The organism is Devosia sp. A16 (genome assembly GCF_001402915.1).
Classification (GTDB): domain Bacteria; phylum Pseudomonadota; class Alphaproteobacteria; order Rhizobiales; family Devosiaceae; genus Devosia_A.
Genome location: NZ_CP012945.1, coordinates 4,209,470 through 4,226,676, shown reverse-complemented (window position 1 = coordinate 4,226,676; position 17,207 = coordinate 4,209,470). Strand labels below are relative to the sequence as shown.

Here is a 17,207-nt window from a genome sequence, read left to right as displayed (position 1 = left end):
CATGAACCCCTTCGCGCACGCCCTCTACATCCTGTCTGCCGCGGCCATCGCCAGCACCGTGCCCGCCTCGGCCTTCTCCGGCGGAGCCGGGGTGTTCCTCACGCTGGGGGTGATCGGGCTCTGGCGCTACAGCTGGGCGCTGGTCAACTTCGTGCGCGCCCATGTCTATATCCGCATAGCCTACCCTCGGCGGCGGGCCGCCGCCGAGGCGCTCTACGCCACGCGTCGCCCGGCGCACGCATTCTTTCTCGCCACCAGCTACAAGATCGAAGCGGCGATCACTGCGCGGGTCTATCGCTCGATCTTCCAGGCTGCCCGCCGCGCCCCTGGCGGCTCGACCGTCGTCGCGTCGGTGGTCGATCTCGCCGATGAGCGGCTGATCCGCGCCGTCGCAGCGCAGGTGCTGGCCGGAACCAACACGGTCGAAGTGGTGATCGACCGCATCGACGGCACCGGCAAACGCGATGCGCTCGCCACCTCGCTGCGCTCCATTGCCCGGCGCTACCCCAGCGCCGACGATGTCGTGCTACTGATCGACGGCGACACGCAGATCCCCGAGGACATCGTCGAACGCGCCGCTCCGTTCTTCGCCAACGGCAAGGTCGGGGCGCTGACCACGCATGAGCGCGCCGAGATCGACGACGCCCCACTGTTCCGCGACTGGTTCAAGCTGCGCTTCACGCAGCGCCAGATGATGATGTCGGCGGTGGCGCTGGGCGGGCGCGTGCTGACCCTTACCGGCCGCATGTCGGTGTTTCGCGCCGACCTCGCCACCAATCCCGAATTCATCGCCTCGGTGGAAGAGGACTATATCGACCACTGGCGGCTGGGACGGGTGAAGTTCCTCACCGGCGACGACAAGTCGACCTGGTTCTGGCTGCTCAAGCACGGCTACGAGATGGCCTACCTGCCCGACGTTGCCTGCGTCTCGATGGAGACCCAGCCCAAGCCCGGCTTCGTCGAGAGCGCCATCACGCTGATGCGCCGCTGGTTCGGCAATATGCTGCGCACCAATGGCCGCGCCCTGGCGCTGTCGCCGACGCGGATCGGGCCGTTCGCCTGGTGGTCGATCCTCGACCAGCGAATCTCGATGTGGACGACGCTCACCGCGCCGGTCGGCATCGTGCTGTTCTCGGTGTTCGTCGATCCGCTGATCGCGGTCGCCTACATCGCCTGGGTGATGGCGACCCGCTATGCCTATTGCTGGCTGCTCGCCAGCTTCGGCGGTCCGTTCCCCATCACCTACCCGTTCCTGCTCTATTTCGGCCAGCTGTTCGGTGCCGCGATCAAGACCTCGGTCATGTTTCGCCTCGACCGCCAGCGCTGGACCCGCCAGTCGGCGACCAGCGTCAGCAACAGCGGCGGCGCCGGCGGACGGGTCCGCTCCATCAGCTCCAGCTACATGCACGCGCTCGCCCTGGGACTGCTGGTGGCCGGAGTGATCTTCGTGACGGGGCTCCTCAGCCCCTTCCCCATCCATGCCAACTGAGGGCTCACCAGCAATGACCGAAGCGCATGCAGAACTCGACAAACCCATAGCCGCCAGAAGCGCCTCGGCCCCGCTGGCAGCGGAGCCCACCGTACACGGCGAGCATCCGGTGATCCGGCTGCCGTTCAACGTGGTCATCAACGGCCGCTCGTTGCAGGGGCATGCGCTCAGCATCGTGGGGGCGGAAGCCACCGGGCTGATCGACCCGCAACTGCATGGTCGCGTCCAACTGGCCACCCTGGTGTTCAACTTCCCCGGCTACGCCATCAGCCTGCCGCTGGACGCAGCGATCGGCGCCGGGGCGCCGGAGTCGGGCACGGTGACGCTCCGCTTCCTCGAGCCGACCGGCCCGCACCTGCCGCAGTTGCGCTACATCCTCAATGCCTTTGTCGGCGGGGACCTGATCGGCGTCGACGGACTGATCCGCACGGCGGACAAGCCCGAAAAGGTTCGCTCCGAACTGCCTGCGCCCGGGCGCTCAGTATCGCGCGGCCTCATGACCGGCATCCGCTGGGGCGCCTTTGCGGGGCTCGGACTGCTGCTGGTCGGCTTCGTCGGCGTGAAGCTCTACGAGCGGCTGTTCGTGCTGCCGGTCACCGGCCTTTCCACCATCACGCTCGATGGCATGGATCTGAGGGCGATCAGCCCCGGCCAGCTCGATTTCGTCAACCCGGCAGCGAGCAAGGGAGAGATCGCCTTCGCCATCCGCACCACCTCGGGCGAGGTGCTGGCCGTGTCGATGCCATGCGACTGCGTGGTCGCGCCGGGCGCCGCGCAAAGCGGCGCCACGGTGCTGGCCGGCGATACGGTGATGACCGTGGCGCCCAAGGATGCTCCCGTCGTGATCTCCTCCAAGGTCGACGGCAGCGGGCTCAGGGCACTCGCCTCGGGCGCTCATGCCGAGGTGCACATGCCGAGCGGCACGGTCACCACTGCATCTCTCGACGCCAAGGAACTGCCGGGGCTGCTCAGAAGCGCCACCGACGGCGCCGCGATCCCCGTCACCCTGGTGCCGGCCATCGCGCTCGACCAGAGCACCGTGGGTTCGCCGGTCGACGTGCTGATCAAATCCGACCCGCTGGCGGCGGTGGGACGGTTCTTCTCCTTCAACGGACCGGCGAACGAGGGCCACTGATATGAACGCCATCCATCCAGTCGTACTGTGCGGCGGCGTGGGCACACGGCTTTGGCCGTTATCCCGCAGCCAGCAGCCCAAACAGTTCCAGCCCATTGACCACGAGGGCTCGATCACCTTCTTCCAGACCACGGTGCAGCGGCATCGAGGCGAGCTGTTCCATGACCCCGTGGTGTCGGTCGCCGGTGGGCATCTGGGCACGGTTCGCCGCCAGCTTCGCGATGTACAGCGCAATGCGCGCATCATCGCCGAGCCGGTGGCGCGCAATACCGGGCCGGCGGTGCTGTCGGCGGCATTGCTGATCTCGCGCACCGACCCCGATGCGGTGATGCTGATCTGCCCGTCCGACCACGTCATCGAGGGCGATCTCAATGCCCGCATCCGGGAGTCGCACAAGGCGGCGGCCGACGGGCTGATCGTCACCTTCGGCATCAAGCCGCGCTACAACGAAACCGGCTACGGCTACATCATCGATGGCGGCGAGTTCTCCAACTATCGCGGCGTGCACCGGGCCGAGAAGTTCATCGAAAAGCCCAATGCGCAGACTGCGCAGTCGCTGATCGAGACCGGCCTCGCCTACTGGGCGTCGGGCATCTCGCTGATGCGCGCCGATACGGTGATCGAGGAATATCGTCGCTTCGACCCGGTGACCTTCGGCGCGGTGAGCGCTTCGCTTGCCGACGCCGGCAACGAGGACGGTGCCCTGGTGCTCGACGAGGCGAGCTTCGGCTCGGCCGAGAGCCTCCCCACCGAGCGCGCGGTGTTCGAAAAATCCAAGACAGTGGCGCTGGCGCCGGCGGATGTCGACTGGGACGATGTGGGCGCCTGGGCGGCATTCCACACCATCGGCAAGAAGTCGGACGGCGACAATGTCGTCACCGGCGATGTGATGATGGTGAACTCGACCGGCAGCTACGTGCGCGGCTCCGACCGCCTGGTCGCAGTGGTCGGCGTCAACAACCTGGTGGTGGTGGATACGCATGACGCCCTGCTGGTGACGACCCGCGAGCAGTCGCAGGACGTCAAGAAGGTGGTCGAACAGCTCAAGGCGCAGAACCGCCGCGAAGCCGATGACCATTCGTTCGGCGCCACCGACTGGGGCAAGCAGGGCAAGCTCGCCTCGGGCGCCGGCTATACGTTGCGCCATCTCACCGTCAATCCGGGCGCCACGCTGCCGGTGGAAAGCGGTTCGGAATTCCGCCGGCTGATGGTCGTTGCCTCGGGCGGCGGCACGCTGCAGATGGGGAGCCGCCGCCGTGAGATCCGCGCCGGTGCGACCTTCGAGATCGGTCCGGAGCAGACGGCGGAGGTCATCAATGACGGTACAGGCCCGATGCAGGTCATCGAGGTCGCCTGCCATGTGGACGGCCCCCTGACGCATCTCACCCCGTTGCTGGAACTGGCAGCGGTGGCCGACGGGAGCCGCGAACATGCGTAGGGCGTGGGTCCGTGCAGGTCTCGCCGCCGCGGCATGCTCTCTCCCTTGGGCCGCCACGGGAGCCGACTACGCGCGGACCCTCGCCTACGAAAAGACCGTCGCCGCGCTCGCGGCGATGGTCGAGGCCGGCCGCTCGACTACCGATCTCCAGGCGGCGGCAATTCCTCTCGGTTTCAGCTACGCGCCAGCCAAACCAAAGCCGGCCGCGGCGCTCGAACTGGGCGGGGTTCAGGTCAGCCTGGTATCGATCGACCTGGTGCTGAGCCAGCTGGCGCTGCAAGCCGGCGCCAATTATCACGTGGCGCTGCGCCAGGCGCAGGCAAGGCCGGAAGTGCTGCTGGTCGAAGCCGGAGTCGCGAGCCTCGCCCAGCTCTACCAGGCGGTGACCGCCGCCAAGCTGACCGGCATCATCGACAAGACCGACGCCGGCTATGTCGCGCACCTCCCGATCGCGGTGTGGAGCGGCGCCACGCTGGCGTTGCAGCCGGGTGAGACGCTGCTGCTCGACCGCTCCAGCGGCGCCTTCCTGCTCGCCTCAGGTAACCTGGTCGGCGACGGGGCGACCATTGCCGGCAGCGGGGAGGCCAATCCCCGACTCAAGGATTTCAACCCGTTCGTCGTCGTCGCCCTCTCCGGCAACGCGCGGCTCGAGCGGATGCGCTTCGCCGATCTCGGCTATGGCCTGTTCGCGCCGCTGACCGGCGTCACCATCCTCGAAGGCGGCTTCTACGCCAAGCCTGCCCCCTCGGTGGTGCGCGGCAGCCGCTTCGAGCGTGTCGGCTCGCTGGCGCTGGTCGATGCCGATGCGGCCACTGTGGAGGGCAACGTGTTTGCAGCCTCGAGCGGCCCGGCGCTGCTGCTCAACGGCGGCAAAGCCATTGCGGCGCGCGGCAATGTCGTGCTGGCCGGGCAAACCGCCCATGGCATCAAGGTCACCGGGGGAGCCACTTCGGTCGAACTTAGTGGCAACATCGTCCTCAACGCCGGACTCAACGGCATCTTCGCCGATGCCGGCGCCGCGCAACTCGAGATCGACGGCAACCTCATTGCCGGCAGCAAGCGCTCGGGTGTCTCGGTCGCCTCTGCGGACTGTATCGAGGTGACCGACAACCTGCTGCTGCAGAACGCCCAGTCGGGCCTTGCGGTACGCGACAGCGCCGGCCTCAAGGTCAGCGCCAATCGGCTGATCGACAACGGCAATGCCGGCATCAGCGTGACGCACCAGCCCGACTACGGGATGATCGAGATCGCCTCGAACCAGCTCGACGGCAACCGCGTGGGCATCAAGGGGTCGACCACGGCGCGGCTGCAGTTCGCCATGAACGATTTCACCGGCCAGGCGCCGCGGCTGCTCGACGGCGAGCTGGTGCAGTTCACCGACCGCTTCTTCAACCTCAGCGCCACCGACGCAACGCCGACGATCATCGACGGCCTGCAGCTCAAGGCCGGCGCCAAGCTCACACCCAGCGGCGCCCTGCGCCCCACCAGCTGTACCTTCGAAGGGGATGCCTGATGGTCTTTTCGTCCGAGACGTTCCTGTTTCTGTTCCTGCCGATCTTTCTCGCCGCGTACTACCTCACGCCGCCGAAGTGGCGGAACCTGACGCTGCTGCTCGAATCCTACCTGTTCTACGGCTGGTGGCGCTTCGACTTCCTGATGCTGCTGTGCGCCAACACGCTCTGGGCCTATGTCTTTTCCATCCTGGTCGAGAAGTATCAGGGCACCCCCCGCGCGAAGCTCTTCGTCGCCATCGGCGTCACCGGACACCTGCTGGTGCTCGGAGTGTTCAAGTATCTCAACTTCTTCATCGACAGCTTCGCCATGCTGTGGGGCACCACGCCGGACGCCTTGGGCATCCACTGGCAGTTGCTCCTGCCGATCGGTATCTCGTTCTACGTCTTCCACTCGATCAGCTACCTGGTCGACGTCTATCGCGGCGATGCCAAGGTCTCGCGCAACATCATCGACTTCGCCGCCTTCCTCGCGCTGTTCCCGCAACTCGTGGCCGGCCCGATCCTGCGCTACAAGGATCTGGCGCCGCAGTTCGAGCACCGCGAACACAGCTGGGAGCTGTTCAACGCCGGCTGGCAGCGCTTTCTGATCGGCCTGTCGATGAAGGTGCTGATCGCCGACCCGGTGGCGCCCCTCGCCGACGCCATGTTCTCGGCGCCGAACCCGACCGTGGTGGAGTCCTGGCTGGGCGCGCTCGCCTATTCGATGCAGCTCTATTTCGATTTTGCCGGCTATTCGGCGATGGCGATCGGGCTGGCGCTGATGATCGGCTTCCGCTTCGCCGAGAACTTCAACATGCCCTATGTCAGCCGCTCGATCACCGAGTTCTGGCGGCGCTGGCATATTTCGCTCAGCACGTGGCTGCGCACCTATCTCTACATCTCGCTGGGCGGCAATCGTAAGGGCACGGTCCGCACCTATATCAACCTGTTCCTGGTGATGCTGCTGGGCGGGCTGTGGCACGGCGCGGCCTTCACCTTCATCCTGTGGGGTGTCTGGCACGGCGGCATTCTCGTCGTCGAACGGCTGACAGGCTACGACAAGACGGCGCAGAACTACTGGTGGAGCCTGCCGCTCTGCTTCGTCGCCGTGGTGCTGGGGTGGGTGATGTTCCGCGCCCCCGATGTCGGCCAGGCGTTCCAGATGTATGCCGGCATGTTCGGCTTCAACGGCATCGGCATTCGGCCGGAAGTGGCCTGGATGGTCAGCCGCGAGGCGATGACCATGCTTGCCATCGCGATTGCGATCACCATCGCCGAGCCGAAGATGCGCCACCTGTGGGAACCGCAGATCACCGTCAATGCCGACGGCACGGCCACGGCGGCCGCCACCAGCCTGGTCAAGGCCGGAGCCCTCAGCGCGCTCGCCATCTTCTGCCTGATGCGGCTCGCCGAGCAGACCTACTCGCCCTTCCTCTACTTCCAGTTCTGAGGCCGAAACATGCCCGCGAAACCCCTGACCATCGCTGCCGCTCCGGCCTTCGCCCTGCCCGTTCTGTTCCTCGGCTATGCGGTCGTCGCCAATTACGAGTTCGTCACCGGCCTCGGTCGCGACATCGCCGAGATGCCGAAATCGGCGGCCGAGTATCTGAACGGCGAGGCCGCGATCCAGATCGACACCTACTACAAGAAGATCATGCCGCACCGGCTCCCCTCGATCGATGCGATGGGGGCGGCCCGCTACCTGGCGTTCCGCGAAGGGCGACCCGGTGTGGTGGTCGGCGATGACGGCTGGCTGTTTTCCAAGGAGGAGTTCGAGGCAACGCTGAAGCGGACGCCGGACCTGGCGGAGGCCGCGGCCGGCGTCGTGGAAGTGCGCGACCTGCTGGCCGCCAAGGGCATCGAGCTCGTCGTCGTGCCGTTGCCGGCCAAGGCCGACATCTACCGCGAGCACGTCAGCTATGCCGCGATCCCGACAGATCTCGAGCGCCTCTATGAGGATTTCCGCACTGTCCTCGACAATGCCGGGATCAAGTCCATCGAGACGCGCGCGCCGCTGCTTGAAGCCAAGGACAAGGGCCAGCTGTTCCTCACTACCGATACGCACTGGACGCCGCTCGGCGCCGAAGTGGTAGCGGACGCGGTGGGCTCGGCGCTGGGCAAGCGCGACACCCCCTATACCATCGCCGACGCCGCTCCGGTCGAGCGCGAAGGCGACCTCTCGAAATTCATCGTCACCGGCGGGCTGGCACCGCTCGTCGGTCTGGGTCCGGAGACTGTCGTGCCGCGCGAGGCGTCTGCGCCCCCTGCGGCCTCGAGCGCCGACATCTTCGGGCCCTCCTCCATTCCGTTCGTCCTCACCGGCACCAGCTACAGCGCCAACCCGCAGTGGAGTTTTGGCGAGAGCCTCAAGGTGGCGCTGGGCTCGGACGTGCTCAACCTCGCCGAAGAGGGCAAGGGGCCGGTGGCGCCGATGCGCGCCTTCCTCGATAGCCCCACGCTACGCGACACCCCGCCGGAGGTGGTGATCTGGGAGTTCCCGGTGCGCTACCTCGGCCAGACCCAGTTGTGGAAGGCCGGGTTGGCGAAGGAGGAGAGCCAATGATCCGGCCGCTGATCCTCGCCCTTGCCGCCGCCAGTTTGGCGCTGGCGACCGGACTGGCGGTGGTGAACCCCGCCAACGCCGCCACGTGCATGGTGCGCGTGCCGGAGTCGCTGTCGAGCGACTCCGAGCGCGCCCGCCCGATGGTGCCCGGCAAGTGCAAGCCTAAAGAGGCCAAGGTCAAGCATCGCGCGGCCAAGCCGGTCGATCCGATGAAGCTGATCCGCAACCGGATGATCGCCGGCAAGAAGGTCAGCTATCGGGAGCTGCAGGCGCTGGCCGACTCCGGTGACGACCTGGCGCAACTCAACCTCGCCAAGCGCATCGAGGCCGACCACGACCCTGAGACCATCGACGCGGCCGCCCGCTACTATCGGCGCGCCGCCGAGAATGGCCGGACCTCCGCGATCCGCCCGTTGATCCGGCTGCTCAACGCCGATGTGTTCCTCGATCAGCCGAAGAATCTCGCGGCGTCGCGCGACCTGCTTGAAAAGCTCGCGGGCGACGGCGACGCGGTGGCCCGGGACGGACTGATTGCCATGTACCGGACCGGCAAACCGTTCGGGCTCGATCCGACCCGCGCCGACGAGCTGCTGGTCGCCGCCGCCAAGGGGGGCGACGCCAAGGCGGCGCTCGACCTCGCCTTCGCGCTCCTCTCGGGCACGCCGGAGCCGGCTCAGATCGAGGAGGCCAAGGGCTACCTCAAGCTCGCGGCAGCGTCCGACACGCTCAACGTCCGGACCATGGCGGAGAACCTGCTCCGCACGCTCTCGCCACAACTCACCGCCTCCACGGAGACGACAGAATGAACAAGACCCTGCTGCTTGGCGCGGCCCTTGCCGCCGTGCTCTCCGCCAGCCCGGCGCTGGCTGCCAACTCGGCCTTCGGCTGCAAGCACCTCGAGGATAATCCGACGCTTCCCTCGGTCGAGGGCCGTGACGGCTTCTTCTATCGGATCTTCGCGGACCTGCGTATGCAGCACCCGTTCACCGAGGATACGGTGGCCCAGATGGGCAAGCTGGCCGAGGCCCTGAAGGCGCACGGCACCACGATGCTCTATGTGCCGATCCCCACCAAGAGCGTGACGCTGCCGACGTTTCTGCCCGACGAGGCCAAGCTGTTCGGTTTCGACGAGAACGTGGCGGTCGCGGTCTACGAGGACCAGGTCAAGCGCCTCAACGCCCAAGGAGTGATCGCCGTCGACCTGTTGTCGGCGCTGCGCACCACCAATGGCGACGACCCCCCGTTCTTCCGCTCCGACTTCCACTGGACATCGCGCGGCGCGGAAACTGCGGCGCGGACCATCGGCGGCATGATCAAGCAGCTCCCCGCCTATGCCGACGTTACGCCGGTCAACTACGAGACCAAGCCGACAGGTAGCGAGCTCGCCGTGTCGGGCATGCGCCGCACGCTGCAGGCCTATTGCGTGCTTAGCCTGCCGCCGGTGATCAGCACCTCCTACGAGACAGTCGAGGTCGCCAGCGCCGACGCCAGCCTCGACATCTTCGGCAATAGCGGCGGTGAGGCGGAAGGCGCCACCAGCGACGAGATCGCGTTGGTGGGCACCAGCTTCTCGGACGCATCGGTGCCGAACTTCTCGGGCTTTCTCGCCCAGTATGCCAGCCTGCCGGTGGCCAATATGGCGATCACCGGCGGCAACCAGTTCGGCGCCATCACGTCCTATCTCACCTCACGCGAGTTCCAAGCCGACCGCCCGAAATTCCTCGTGTGGGAAAACCCGATCTACAACAACCTGGCGCAGTTCGGCACCGGTTCGCTCACCGAGCTGATCGCTGCTGCCCGCAACGACTGCCAGCCGGTCGGCAACGCCCCGGTGATCGACAAGGCCAAGGGCCTCTACCAGGCTGACCTCACCGGTACGCCGATCGCGGCGAACCAGGTGCTGCTGGCGGATGCCGGCGACAATGGCAGCCGCGACGTGGTGCTCAACTTCGAGAGCACCGACGGGCGCACCTTCACGCGCGAGGTGCACCGCGGCGACCGTTTCCGCGGCACCGGGCGCTTCTTCATCCCGCTCGAGTCCCTCGACAGCTTGGAGCTCTCGAAGGTTTCGATCCAGTTCGATCGCCTTTCCGCGGAGAAGGCGGCGATTTCCCTCTGCAACACCTGATGCCAACAAGGAGAGCCGACATGCTGCGCTCAACCCCCAAACTCGTCGCCCTCGCCAGCCTGATGCTGCTCAGCGCCGCCCCGGCCGCACTGGCCCAGGATGATGGCCTCTACGACGCGCCGGTCGATCCGAACTCCGCCTTCGTGCGGGTGCTGGTGCCCGGCGCCGCGGTGGCGGTGGTCAACGGAACGACCGTCGACAACATCACCGATGGCCTCTCTGCCTATGTCAACGTGCAGCCGGGCGACATCGCTGTTTCGGCGGGGGACGTCTCCGGGTCGGTGACGACCTCGCCCGGCGCCTATTACACCTATGCCTGGAGCGTCGAAGGCGAACCGCTGGTGCTGCAGGACGACCCGGCCTCGGACCCCAGCAAGGCAACGGTCTATTTCTACAACCTCTCCGACCTCGCGAGCGTCGACCTGTTCGTCCCCGCCGCCAAGGCCAAGGCCATCGAAGCGATTGCCGGCGACACCGGCAAATCGGTGGCGCTGAAGGCGCCGCTGACCCTCGATTTCGAGGTGCAGGCGGAGGGCAAGCCGGTCGCCACCGTTGCCGCGCTGGACCTCAAGCGTCGCGGTGGCGTGTCGATCGTCTTCACCGGCTCGAACGGTACCTATACCGCCACTGCCGTCGAAAACGCGTTCTTCCGCGCGCAATAGCGTTCTCGCGCGCGCCGCAACTGTCTCAATCGGAGGCTCCCGATGCCGTCATTCGTCCCCCGCCTCGCCACCCTGCTGCTGCTCGGTTCGGGCCTCGTATCCGCCGCCGTTGCCGCGCCGGTCGAGGTCACTTTCCTGCCGCCGGAGATTCCGGCCCAGGAGGTCTGCGTCGCCAAGAAGGCCGACCCCGACGTGGTGGCGCGCTGGCAGGCGTGGGACGAAGTGTCGGTGCCCGAGGGGGACCCCGAGCTGGTGCTGCGCGACGCGCGACGTCTGCGCGACCTCAACCCGACCGGCAATTTCAAGCTGGTCGACAAGATGCTGGCGGTTGTCGGCAAGATGCCGGCGCCCAAGGTGCCGGACATTTCGATCGATCGGATCAATCTCTACCTCAAGGCCGGCCGGTTGCCGCAACTGCGCGAGACCGGCATCATCGACCAGTTGGAGGCGAATTCCGGCGCCCTTGCGCCCAAGGCGCTCAACCTGCTGTCGACGCTCTATCTCGACGGGCTGGTGGTGAAAAAGGACAAGCAGAAGGGCCTCGGGTACCTGACCCGCGCCGCCATGGGCGGCAATGCCGACGCGTTGCTCCGCCTCGCCTCCATGAACATCGGCGGCGAACAGGTGCCCGGTTGGGAGCTCGACCCCAAGCTTGCCGTGACGATGGCGTTCGGTGCGCTGGTCGGCAAACTCGATCCCGATATCTGCGACCGCATCGGCCGCATCGCGCGCGAATACTCCAAGGGCCTGGTGGTGCAGCAGGACCACGACATCGCCGAGCAATGGCTGCGGCTGGCCGCCGATCTCGGCGATGCCGGGGCGGCATGGAAAGTGGCGCAGCTGCACCTCGAAAGCGAGCTGATCGTCAAGAACAACGACAGCTTGCTGAAATACCTGAACCTCGCCTCCGACCGTGGGGTAGCGGCGGCGCAGGTCGAGCTGGGCAAGCTCTACGAAGCCGGCGCGCTGGTGCCCGAGGATGGGGATCGAGCCGAGGCGCTCTACGCCGAAGCCTCGGAGCTGGGCAGCCGTAATGCCTTGTTCCGGCTCGTCACGCTGCTCGAGAAGGAACAGGCGGTTCCCGACAAGAAGGCCGCCTATGCGGCGCGCCTGACCGAACTGGTCAACATGCCGCAACCGCCAGGCTGGGCCTTCTCGAAGCTGGCCAAGCTGGTGTTGAGCGACAAAGGGCGCTGGTCCGGCGAGGCCGAGGCCAAGGCGCTGCTCGAAAAGGGCGTGGCGCTGGAGGATGCGGATTCGGCCCAGGAGCTGGCCTTCATCCTCTTGCGCCATCGTGATGAGCCGGGCGTGTTCGAACGCGCCACCGAGCTGCTCAGTTTCGCCGTGACCAATGCCGGCAAGATCGACCCGATGACCGACCTGAGGCAGGCCTATCTCTGCCGAGCTCCCAAGGGCGCCGACATGCGGCTTGCCGCGTTCTGGCAGCGCACCGAGGACGCGGCCGGCAACTCCACCGAGTTCATGGATACCGACGATATCAGCGCGCTCGACCCCAACGCCGATCCGATCGCGCTGGCCAAGCTGCAGACCCACGCACTCTATGGCCGTCCCAACTCCGTCGCCTACTATGTCGACTATCTGGGCCGCAACGGCGCCAGCCCGGAAATGCTGGCGTTCTGGCAGTCGCGCATCGATCCGGTGCCGGCGACGGTCGATGCGCTGGCGCGGCATCGGCTCACCGTGACCCCGACGCCCGAGGTGATCGAGGAGACCATCGCGGCGCTGAAACGGGCGCGCGAAGATGGCCTGCCGCGCGCCGCGGTCGACTTGGGTTCGGTGCTGCTCGACTATTTCCCCAGCGACGCCGAGAAGCGGTCGGAAGCGATCGGCTACCTCACCGAGGCCGCACAGCAGGGCTCGGGTGAGGCCATCCTGCGCCTCTTGCCGATCCTCCAGGCCCAGGGGATCTCCGACACCGACCTGCTGGCGCAATATCACCAGACGATCGAGCAACGCGGCGACGCCGATGCGCTGATCTTCGCCGCCTCGAAAACCCGGGACGAGGAGTTGCGGCACGACTACCTCTATCGCGCCGCGAGCGTCGTCGACTGCACTTTCGAGAATACCATCAAGTTGGCCGGCGCCTTCGTCGCTACGGCCGACGACGCGGAAACCGAGCACTGGCTGGAGGTCAGCCTGCGGCTCGCCGGCGATGATGGCTGGCGCCATACGGCGATCGCCGACCGCTACATGGCCATGGGCGGCAAGGAACGGACCAAGACGGCGATCGAGCTGTTCGACCAGGCCGTGGCGCTCGGGGACGACACCGCGGTCAGCCGGCTGGTGAAGATCTACGCCGATCCCAACAGCGAAGATTACGCTCCGACCAAGGCGGTCGCGATGTTCAAGCGAATGATCGACGACGCGCCGGTCGCTGACCTCGGCAAGATCCGCGACAAGGTGCTGAAGGCCCCGCCGGCGATCATGACGGCGGTACTGGAGCAGGTCGACTGGTCGGCGCGCTACGCCGCGGCGGCGGCGTCGGGCGACGCCGTGGCGATGCGCGAGCTGGCGCTCTACCTGCGTTCGACCGGCACCACGGCCGCAGAGGCACGCGACGCCAGCTCATGGCTGAAGCGGGCCGCGGAGGGTGGCGACGCCGTTGCCATGGTCGAACTCGCCAAGGCCTATGCCATGGGCATCGGCATCGAACCGTCGATCCAGCAGGCGACGATGCTGCTGAAGGATGCAGCCGGCCTCGGCAATCCCGAAGCGCAGCGCCTGCTGGCGTCGATGGCAGTGGAGAACTGAGATGCGAATGGCACTCGGCCTGATCACAACGATGACGCTGCTGCTCGGCACGGCGATGCCGCGCGCGGAGGATAAGCCGTTTGCCTGCCCACCCTCGCCTGCCCCGGTTGTCGCGCTCAATTTCGGCAGCCGCTACACCGACGACAGCAAGACGCGTTCGGACATCGACGAGGTGTCCAATGCCGAGGTCGATCGCGCTCTGCGTCCGGTGGAGGCGTTCATCGGCGAACTGATGAAGATGGCCAACACCGCGCTGATGGACGGCGACGCCGCGCGTGGCGAATGCGTTCTCGACTGGCTCGATCAGTGGGCTGCAGCCGGGGCGCTCACTGAACTCGAGACGCTGAACGTCAAGCTGGCGATCCCGGCGCGCTACGCCGGGCTGGCCATCGCATTGCTGCAGGCCGAGACAGCCGGCTCGCTCGATCCGGCCAAGCGCGAACGCGTCATTGCCTGGCTCACCGGCGCGGCCAACGCGATGGAGCAGTTCTTCGAGACCGAAGCGCCCAGGAACGCCAAGCGGGCAAACCTGCGCGCCTGGGCCGGGCTGGCTGCCGCCGCCATCGGTCGCCTCAATGGCGATGCCGCGATGCTGGATTGGGCCAGGGGCAGCTTCGAGCTCGTCACCTGCCAGGCCTCGCCCGACGGCAGCCTGCCGCTCGAAATGAACCGGGCCGACAAGGCGCTGAACTACCAGCTCCATGCCACCGCCCCGCTGATCGTCACCGCCGATCTGCTCAAGGCCACCGGCTACGACGGCTACGCCGCCTGCGATGGCAAGCTCGGCACGATTGCCGCGTTCAGCCTCAGGGCCATCCAGGACCCATCCATCGTCCAGCAGATCAACGGCAAGGAACAGACGTTCCAGACCGGCAAGCAGGCGCTCGAGCCGTTCATGCTGGCCTGGGTCGAGCCGCTGTTGCGGCACGCTCCCGACCCCGCCACCAACGCGTTCGTCCAACCGTTGCGTCCACTGGCGCATGCCAAGCTCGGCGGGAACCTGACGCGGCTGGGCGATTGGGTTGCCCGTTTGCCGGCATCAACTAGTTAACCCTTCGGCCCGAATGACGGCGCCGCCTGCCAATAAGAGGCGGGCGGCGCTTTTCATCCTGGGTTCACCTAGGTACCCTTATAGCGCGGTAGAAAACTGCGCTTAAGCTCTGTTGCTTGGCCCACAGCGCGCTTTCCGAATGAAAGCGAAATTGTACTTTGTCCAAGAAGCGTTCCTTAAAGGATTCTGCAGTAGGCCCGCGCCCGAAAAGTCGGGGGCTGGTCCGACTTCGCCGTTCTCTTGCGGAAAGTGTGGCCGTGGTTCCTGCAGCTGGTGTTGATGCCCCCGCCGATCTGGGTGCACGCTTCTCATCCGTTCTTGCCAAACTCGATGGGCGTAAGGTCAGCGCTGAGACGCTGTTCGAGACGCTGAAGCTCGAGACCCTGGACTGGGGGCTCGACAACGACGTCGAGACGGCCATGGTCACGCTCACCGGCAAGCCCGTGACGGCGGGCGACGACCGCTGAATACGCACCTGTGGCAACTGTCGGCAGCTGAACCGCGTATTCAAGCATCATTCATCTCTATTAGCGCCTGATTAACGCATTCGATCTGCATCGGATCGACAGCAACGAACGCCTTTGCGTCGGTGCTAACCCATGGAGATGGTCATGCGTATTCGCGTTCCGCTGCGCTTTGCCAGCACTTGCGCCTTTGGTTTGCTCGCCACTATCGCCTATTCTTCCAGCGCTTCAGCGTTCGGGCTGTCGGAAAAGCAAACGGCCCATATCGAGCGCAATATTCACTGCAACATTCTGCTGCTGACGGATCTGGCAGCCTTCCGCGCCGACCCCGACTGCGGTGGCAAGCTGGTCGAAACCCACTCGATCGGCCCATCGGGCAGCGGCAATGGCGCGCGTATCACCCCGCCGATCGTCTGCGACGAAGGCCCGCGGGAGTCACTGCTTGCCGCCGTCGACGAATGTCAGATCAATTGATCAGCTGCCGGCGGCGGTAACATAACAGCCGCCGCCGTCCGCCTTGATGGCCGCGCAGATGGCGTTGGCGCGCTCGAGCGATGGCGTCGGCAGTTGCACGCGGTAGATATTGCCTGAGCTTTCGACCTCTGGTTTGACTTCGCCGAACAGCGTGCTCCAGCGTCCCTCGACATACGCCCGTGACCGTTCCGCCTCGGCAGGGTCCGATTGACTCGACAGGTGCACGATGGCGGTGCCGCCGCCGCCCGGTGGCTCCGGCGAGGCAGCGACGGCCACGTCGATGGTCAAAGGCTCGCCGCTGGTGATGCCGAGGTCGCTGAGTTCCGCCGCGCTGAACACATACATGTCGTCGGGCGGCGTGCGTAGCATGTGCGAGATCACCTGCTGGTTGACGCCGAACGACTGCATCGCGTCGAGCACATCGCCCAGCGTGGTCTGCGCCAGCACCAGATCGGCGACTTCCGCCGAGATCTGGTGCACGCCGAGCTCCCCTACGGCCTGTCGGTCGATGCCGGCGAAGAAGATGTAGGCGCAGGCCGAATAACACCCCATGTCCTTAGGCACGAAAGTGGTGAGCCCGCGCTGGTGAATGGCGCCGGCGATCTTCAGTGCGGATTCGACTGAACCGCCGGGACTGTTGAGAGCGACCACCCGCACGTCAGGCCGGGCAGCCAGCGCGCGGTCGAACTCCGCGGAGGTCTGATCGGTGATGTCGGCGTTGAGGAGGATCACCTCCGGTTGCTCCTCGGGCAGCACGAAGGCGCCGCGCGGCGGCGCCCCGCCGGTCCCCTCGGCCTTCTTCAGTTCGTCCGGCGGCGGCAGGCTGCTGAGCGGAGTGAAGTGAGAGGCGATGTAGACCGAGGCGATCGCTCCCTCGTTCTTGTAGGTGTCGCCCCAGGCGAGCGAATAGCCCACCGCCTCGCCCGCCGCGCTGACGAACATCGTATAAAACGAGTAGTCGCCGATCTGCCCGGAAACCACGAAGCGCCCTGCTCCAAAGCTGCGATAGGTGACGGTGCGCTCCGGATCGGGGCTGGTCATCGCGTCGAACAGCGTTTCGAACGACTGGTCGGCCAGGGAGACGTGCATGGTCTCGAGCGAAAACTCGCCATCCTCACTGACGTAGGAGGTGCCGGCATCGGTCGGGTTTTGGATGGAGAGCAGGCGCAGCGGAATCATCATGGCGACATGCGCCGGCGTGTCGCTGACCAGCTCGATGCCGAGCTTGCTGTCGACTTGCCTCGCGAGGTCGCGCAGCGAGCGTCGCTCGAAATCGGTCAGCACCCCGGTCGGGGCGCGACCCTGGCTCTTCTGGAAGGCGGCAATCGCGTCGAAGGTGCCGCGCCCGAACTGGCCGTCAACCAGGTACTGATAGTGGCCGAGCAGGATCAGGTCGGTCTGGGTCGCGGAGCGCTCATCGTCGCTCAGCCGCTCGAACCAGAGCTTCGAATCATCGAAGGAGGCATGTGCAGCGAGGGCCGGCATCCAAAGGAGCAGCAGCCATAGCAGGAGCCGAAACGCGTTGCGCATGAGATACT

The 17,207-nt window shown here is 66.3% G+C and carries 14 protein-coding genes; 13 read left to right on the top strand and 1 reads right to left on the bottom strand.

Annotation, left to right across the window (positions count from 1 at the left end; all coding sequences use genetic code 11):
* Position 1: 1 nt before the first annotated feature.
* From APS40_RS20280 to APS40_RS20220, 13 genes are all read left to right on the top strand, one after another.
* A complete protein-coding gene (locus APS40_RS20280; protein WP_055048772.1) occupies positions 2-1,489 on the top strand; it encodes a glycosyltransferase in 1,488 nt (495 codons plus the stop codon).
* Between the two features lie 13 nt (positions 1,490-1,502).
* Positions 1,503-2,624: a hypothetical protein gene (locus tag APS40_RS20275; RefSeq protein WP_055048771.1), complete on the top strand. Its 1,122-nt coding sequence runs from the start codon at positions 1,503-1,505 to the stop codon at positions 2,622-2,624.
* A 1-nt stretch (position 2,625) separates the two neighbouring features.
* Positions 2,626-4,062 carry a mannose-1-phosphate guanylyltransferase/mannose-6-phosphate isomerase gene (locus APS40_RS20270; RefSeq protein ID WP_055048770.1) on the top strand — a complete coding sequence of 479 codons (1,437 nt, stop codon included), beginning with the start codon at positions 2,626-2,628 and terminating at the stop codon, positions 4,060-4,062.
* Positions 4,055-5,575, top strand: coding sequence for a right-handed parallel beta-helix repeat-containing protein (locus tag APS40_RS20265; RefSeq protein ID WP_082434560.1), 1,521 nt, complete (start codon positions 4,055-4,057; stop codon positions 5,573-5,575). The genes APS40_RS20270 and APS40_RS20265 overlap by 8 nt, the downstream gene beginning before the upstream one ends.
* Complete coding sequence (locus APS40_RS20260; protein WP_055048768.1) at positions 5,575-7,005, top strand: MBOAT family O-acyltransferase; 1,431 nt, start codon at positions 5,575-5,577, stop codon at positions 7,003-7,005. The genes APS40_RS20265 and APS40_RS20260 overlap by 1 nt, the downstream gene beginning before the upstream one ends.
* Positions 7,006-7,014: 9 nt before the next feature.
* Positions 7,015-8,118 (top strand): alginate O-acetyltransferase AlgX-related protein, encoded by a 1,104-nt coding sequence (locus APS40_RS20255; protein ID WP_055048767.1) that lies wholly within the window; start codon positions 7,015-7,017, stop codon positions 8,116-8,118.
* Positions 8,115-8,924, top strand: a complete 810-nt coding sequence (locus APS40_RS20250; RefSeq protein ID WP_055048766.1) for a hypothetical protein — start codon at positions 8,115-8,117, stop codon at positions 8,922-8,924. Before APS40_RS20255 ends, APS40_RS20250 begins: the two co-directional genes overlap by 4 nt.
* Entirely contained in the window at positions 8,921-10,246 is a 1,326-nt protein-coding gene (locus APS40_RS20245) for an alginate O-acetyltransferase AlgX-related protein (protein WP_055048765.1), read from the top strand. The genes APS40_RS20250 and APS40_RS20245 overlap by 4 nt, the downstream gene beginning before the upstream one ends.
* Positions 10,247-10,266: 20 nt before the next feature.
* Complete coding sequence (locus APS40_RS20240; RefSeq protein ID WP_055048764.1) at positions 10,267-10,908, top strand: alginate O-acetyltransferase AlgF; 642 nt, start codon at positions 10,267-10,269, stop codon at positions 10,906-10,908.
* 42 nt (positions 10,909-10,950) lie between these two features.
* Complete coding sequence (locus APS40_RS20235; protein ID WP_055048763.1) at positions 10,951-13,680, top strand: tetratricopeptide repeat protein; 2,730 nt, start codon at positions 10,951-10,953, stop codon at positions 13,678-13,680.
* 7 nt (positions 13,681-13,687) lie between these two features.
* Positions 13,688-14,731 carry an alginate lyase family protein gene (locus APS40_RS20230; protein WP_197279372.1) on the top strand — a complete coding sequence of 348 codons (1,044 nt, stop codon included), beginning with the start codon at positions 13,688-13,690 and terminating at the stop codon, positions 14,729-14,731.
* A gap of 158 nt (positions 14,732-14,889) precedes the next feature.
* The gene (locus tag APS40_RS20225) at positions 14,890-15,198 is read left to right on the top strand and encodes a hypothetical protein (RefSeq protein ID WP_156343016.1); all 309 of its coding nucleotides are present in this window, start codon (positions 14,890-14,892) and stop codon (positions 15,196-15,198) included.
* A 144-nt stretch (positions 15,199-15,342) separates the two neighbouring features.
* Positions 15,343-15,669 (top strand): hypothetical protein, encoded by a 327-nt coding sequence (locus APS40_RS20220; RefSeq protein ID WP_055048760.1) that lies wholly within the window; start codon positions 15,343-15,345, stop codon positions 15,667-15,669.
* On the opposite strand, the gene APS40_RS20215 is transcribed toward APS40_RS20220, so the two are convergent.
* A complete protein-coding gene (locus tag APS40_RS20215) occupies positions 15,670-17,199 on the bottom strand; it encodes a peptidoglycan-binding protein (protein ID WP_055048759.1) in 1,530 nt (509 codons plus the stop codon).
* Between the last annotated feature and the right edge of the window lie 8 nt (positions 17,200-17,207).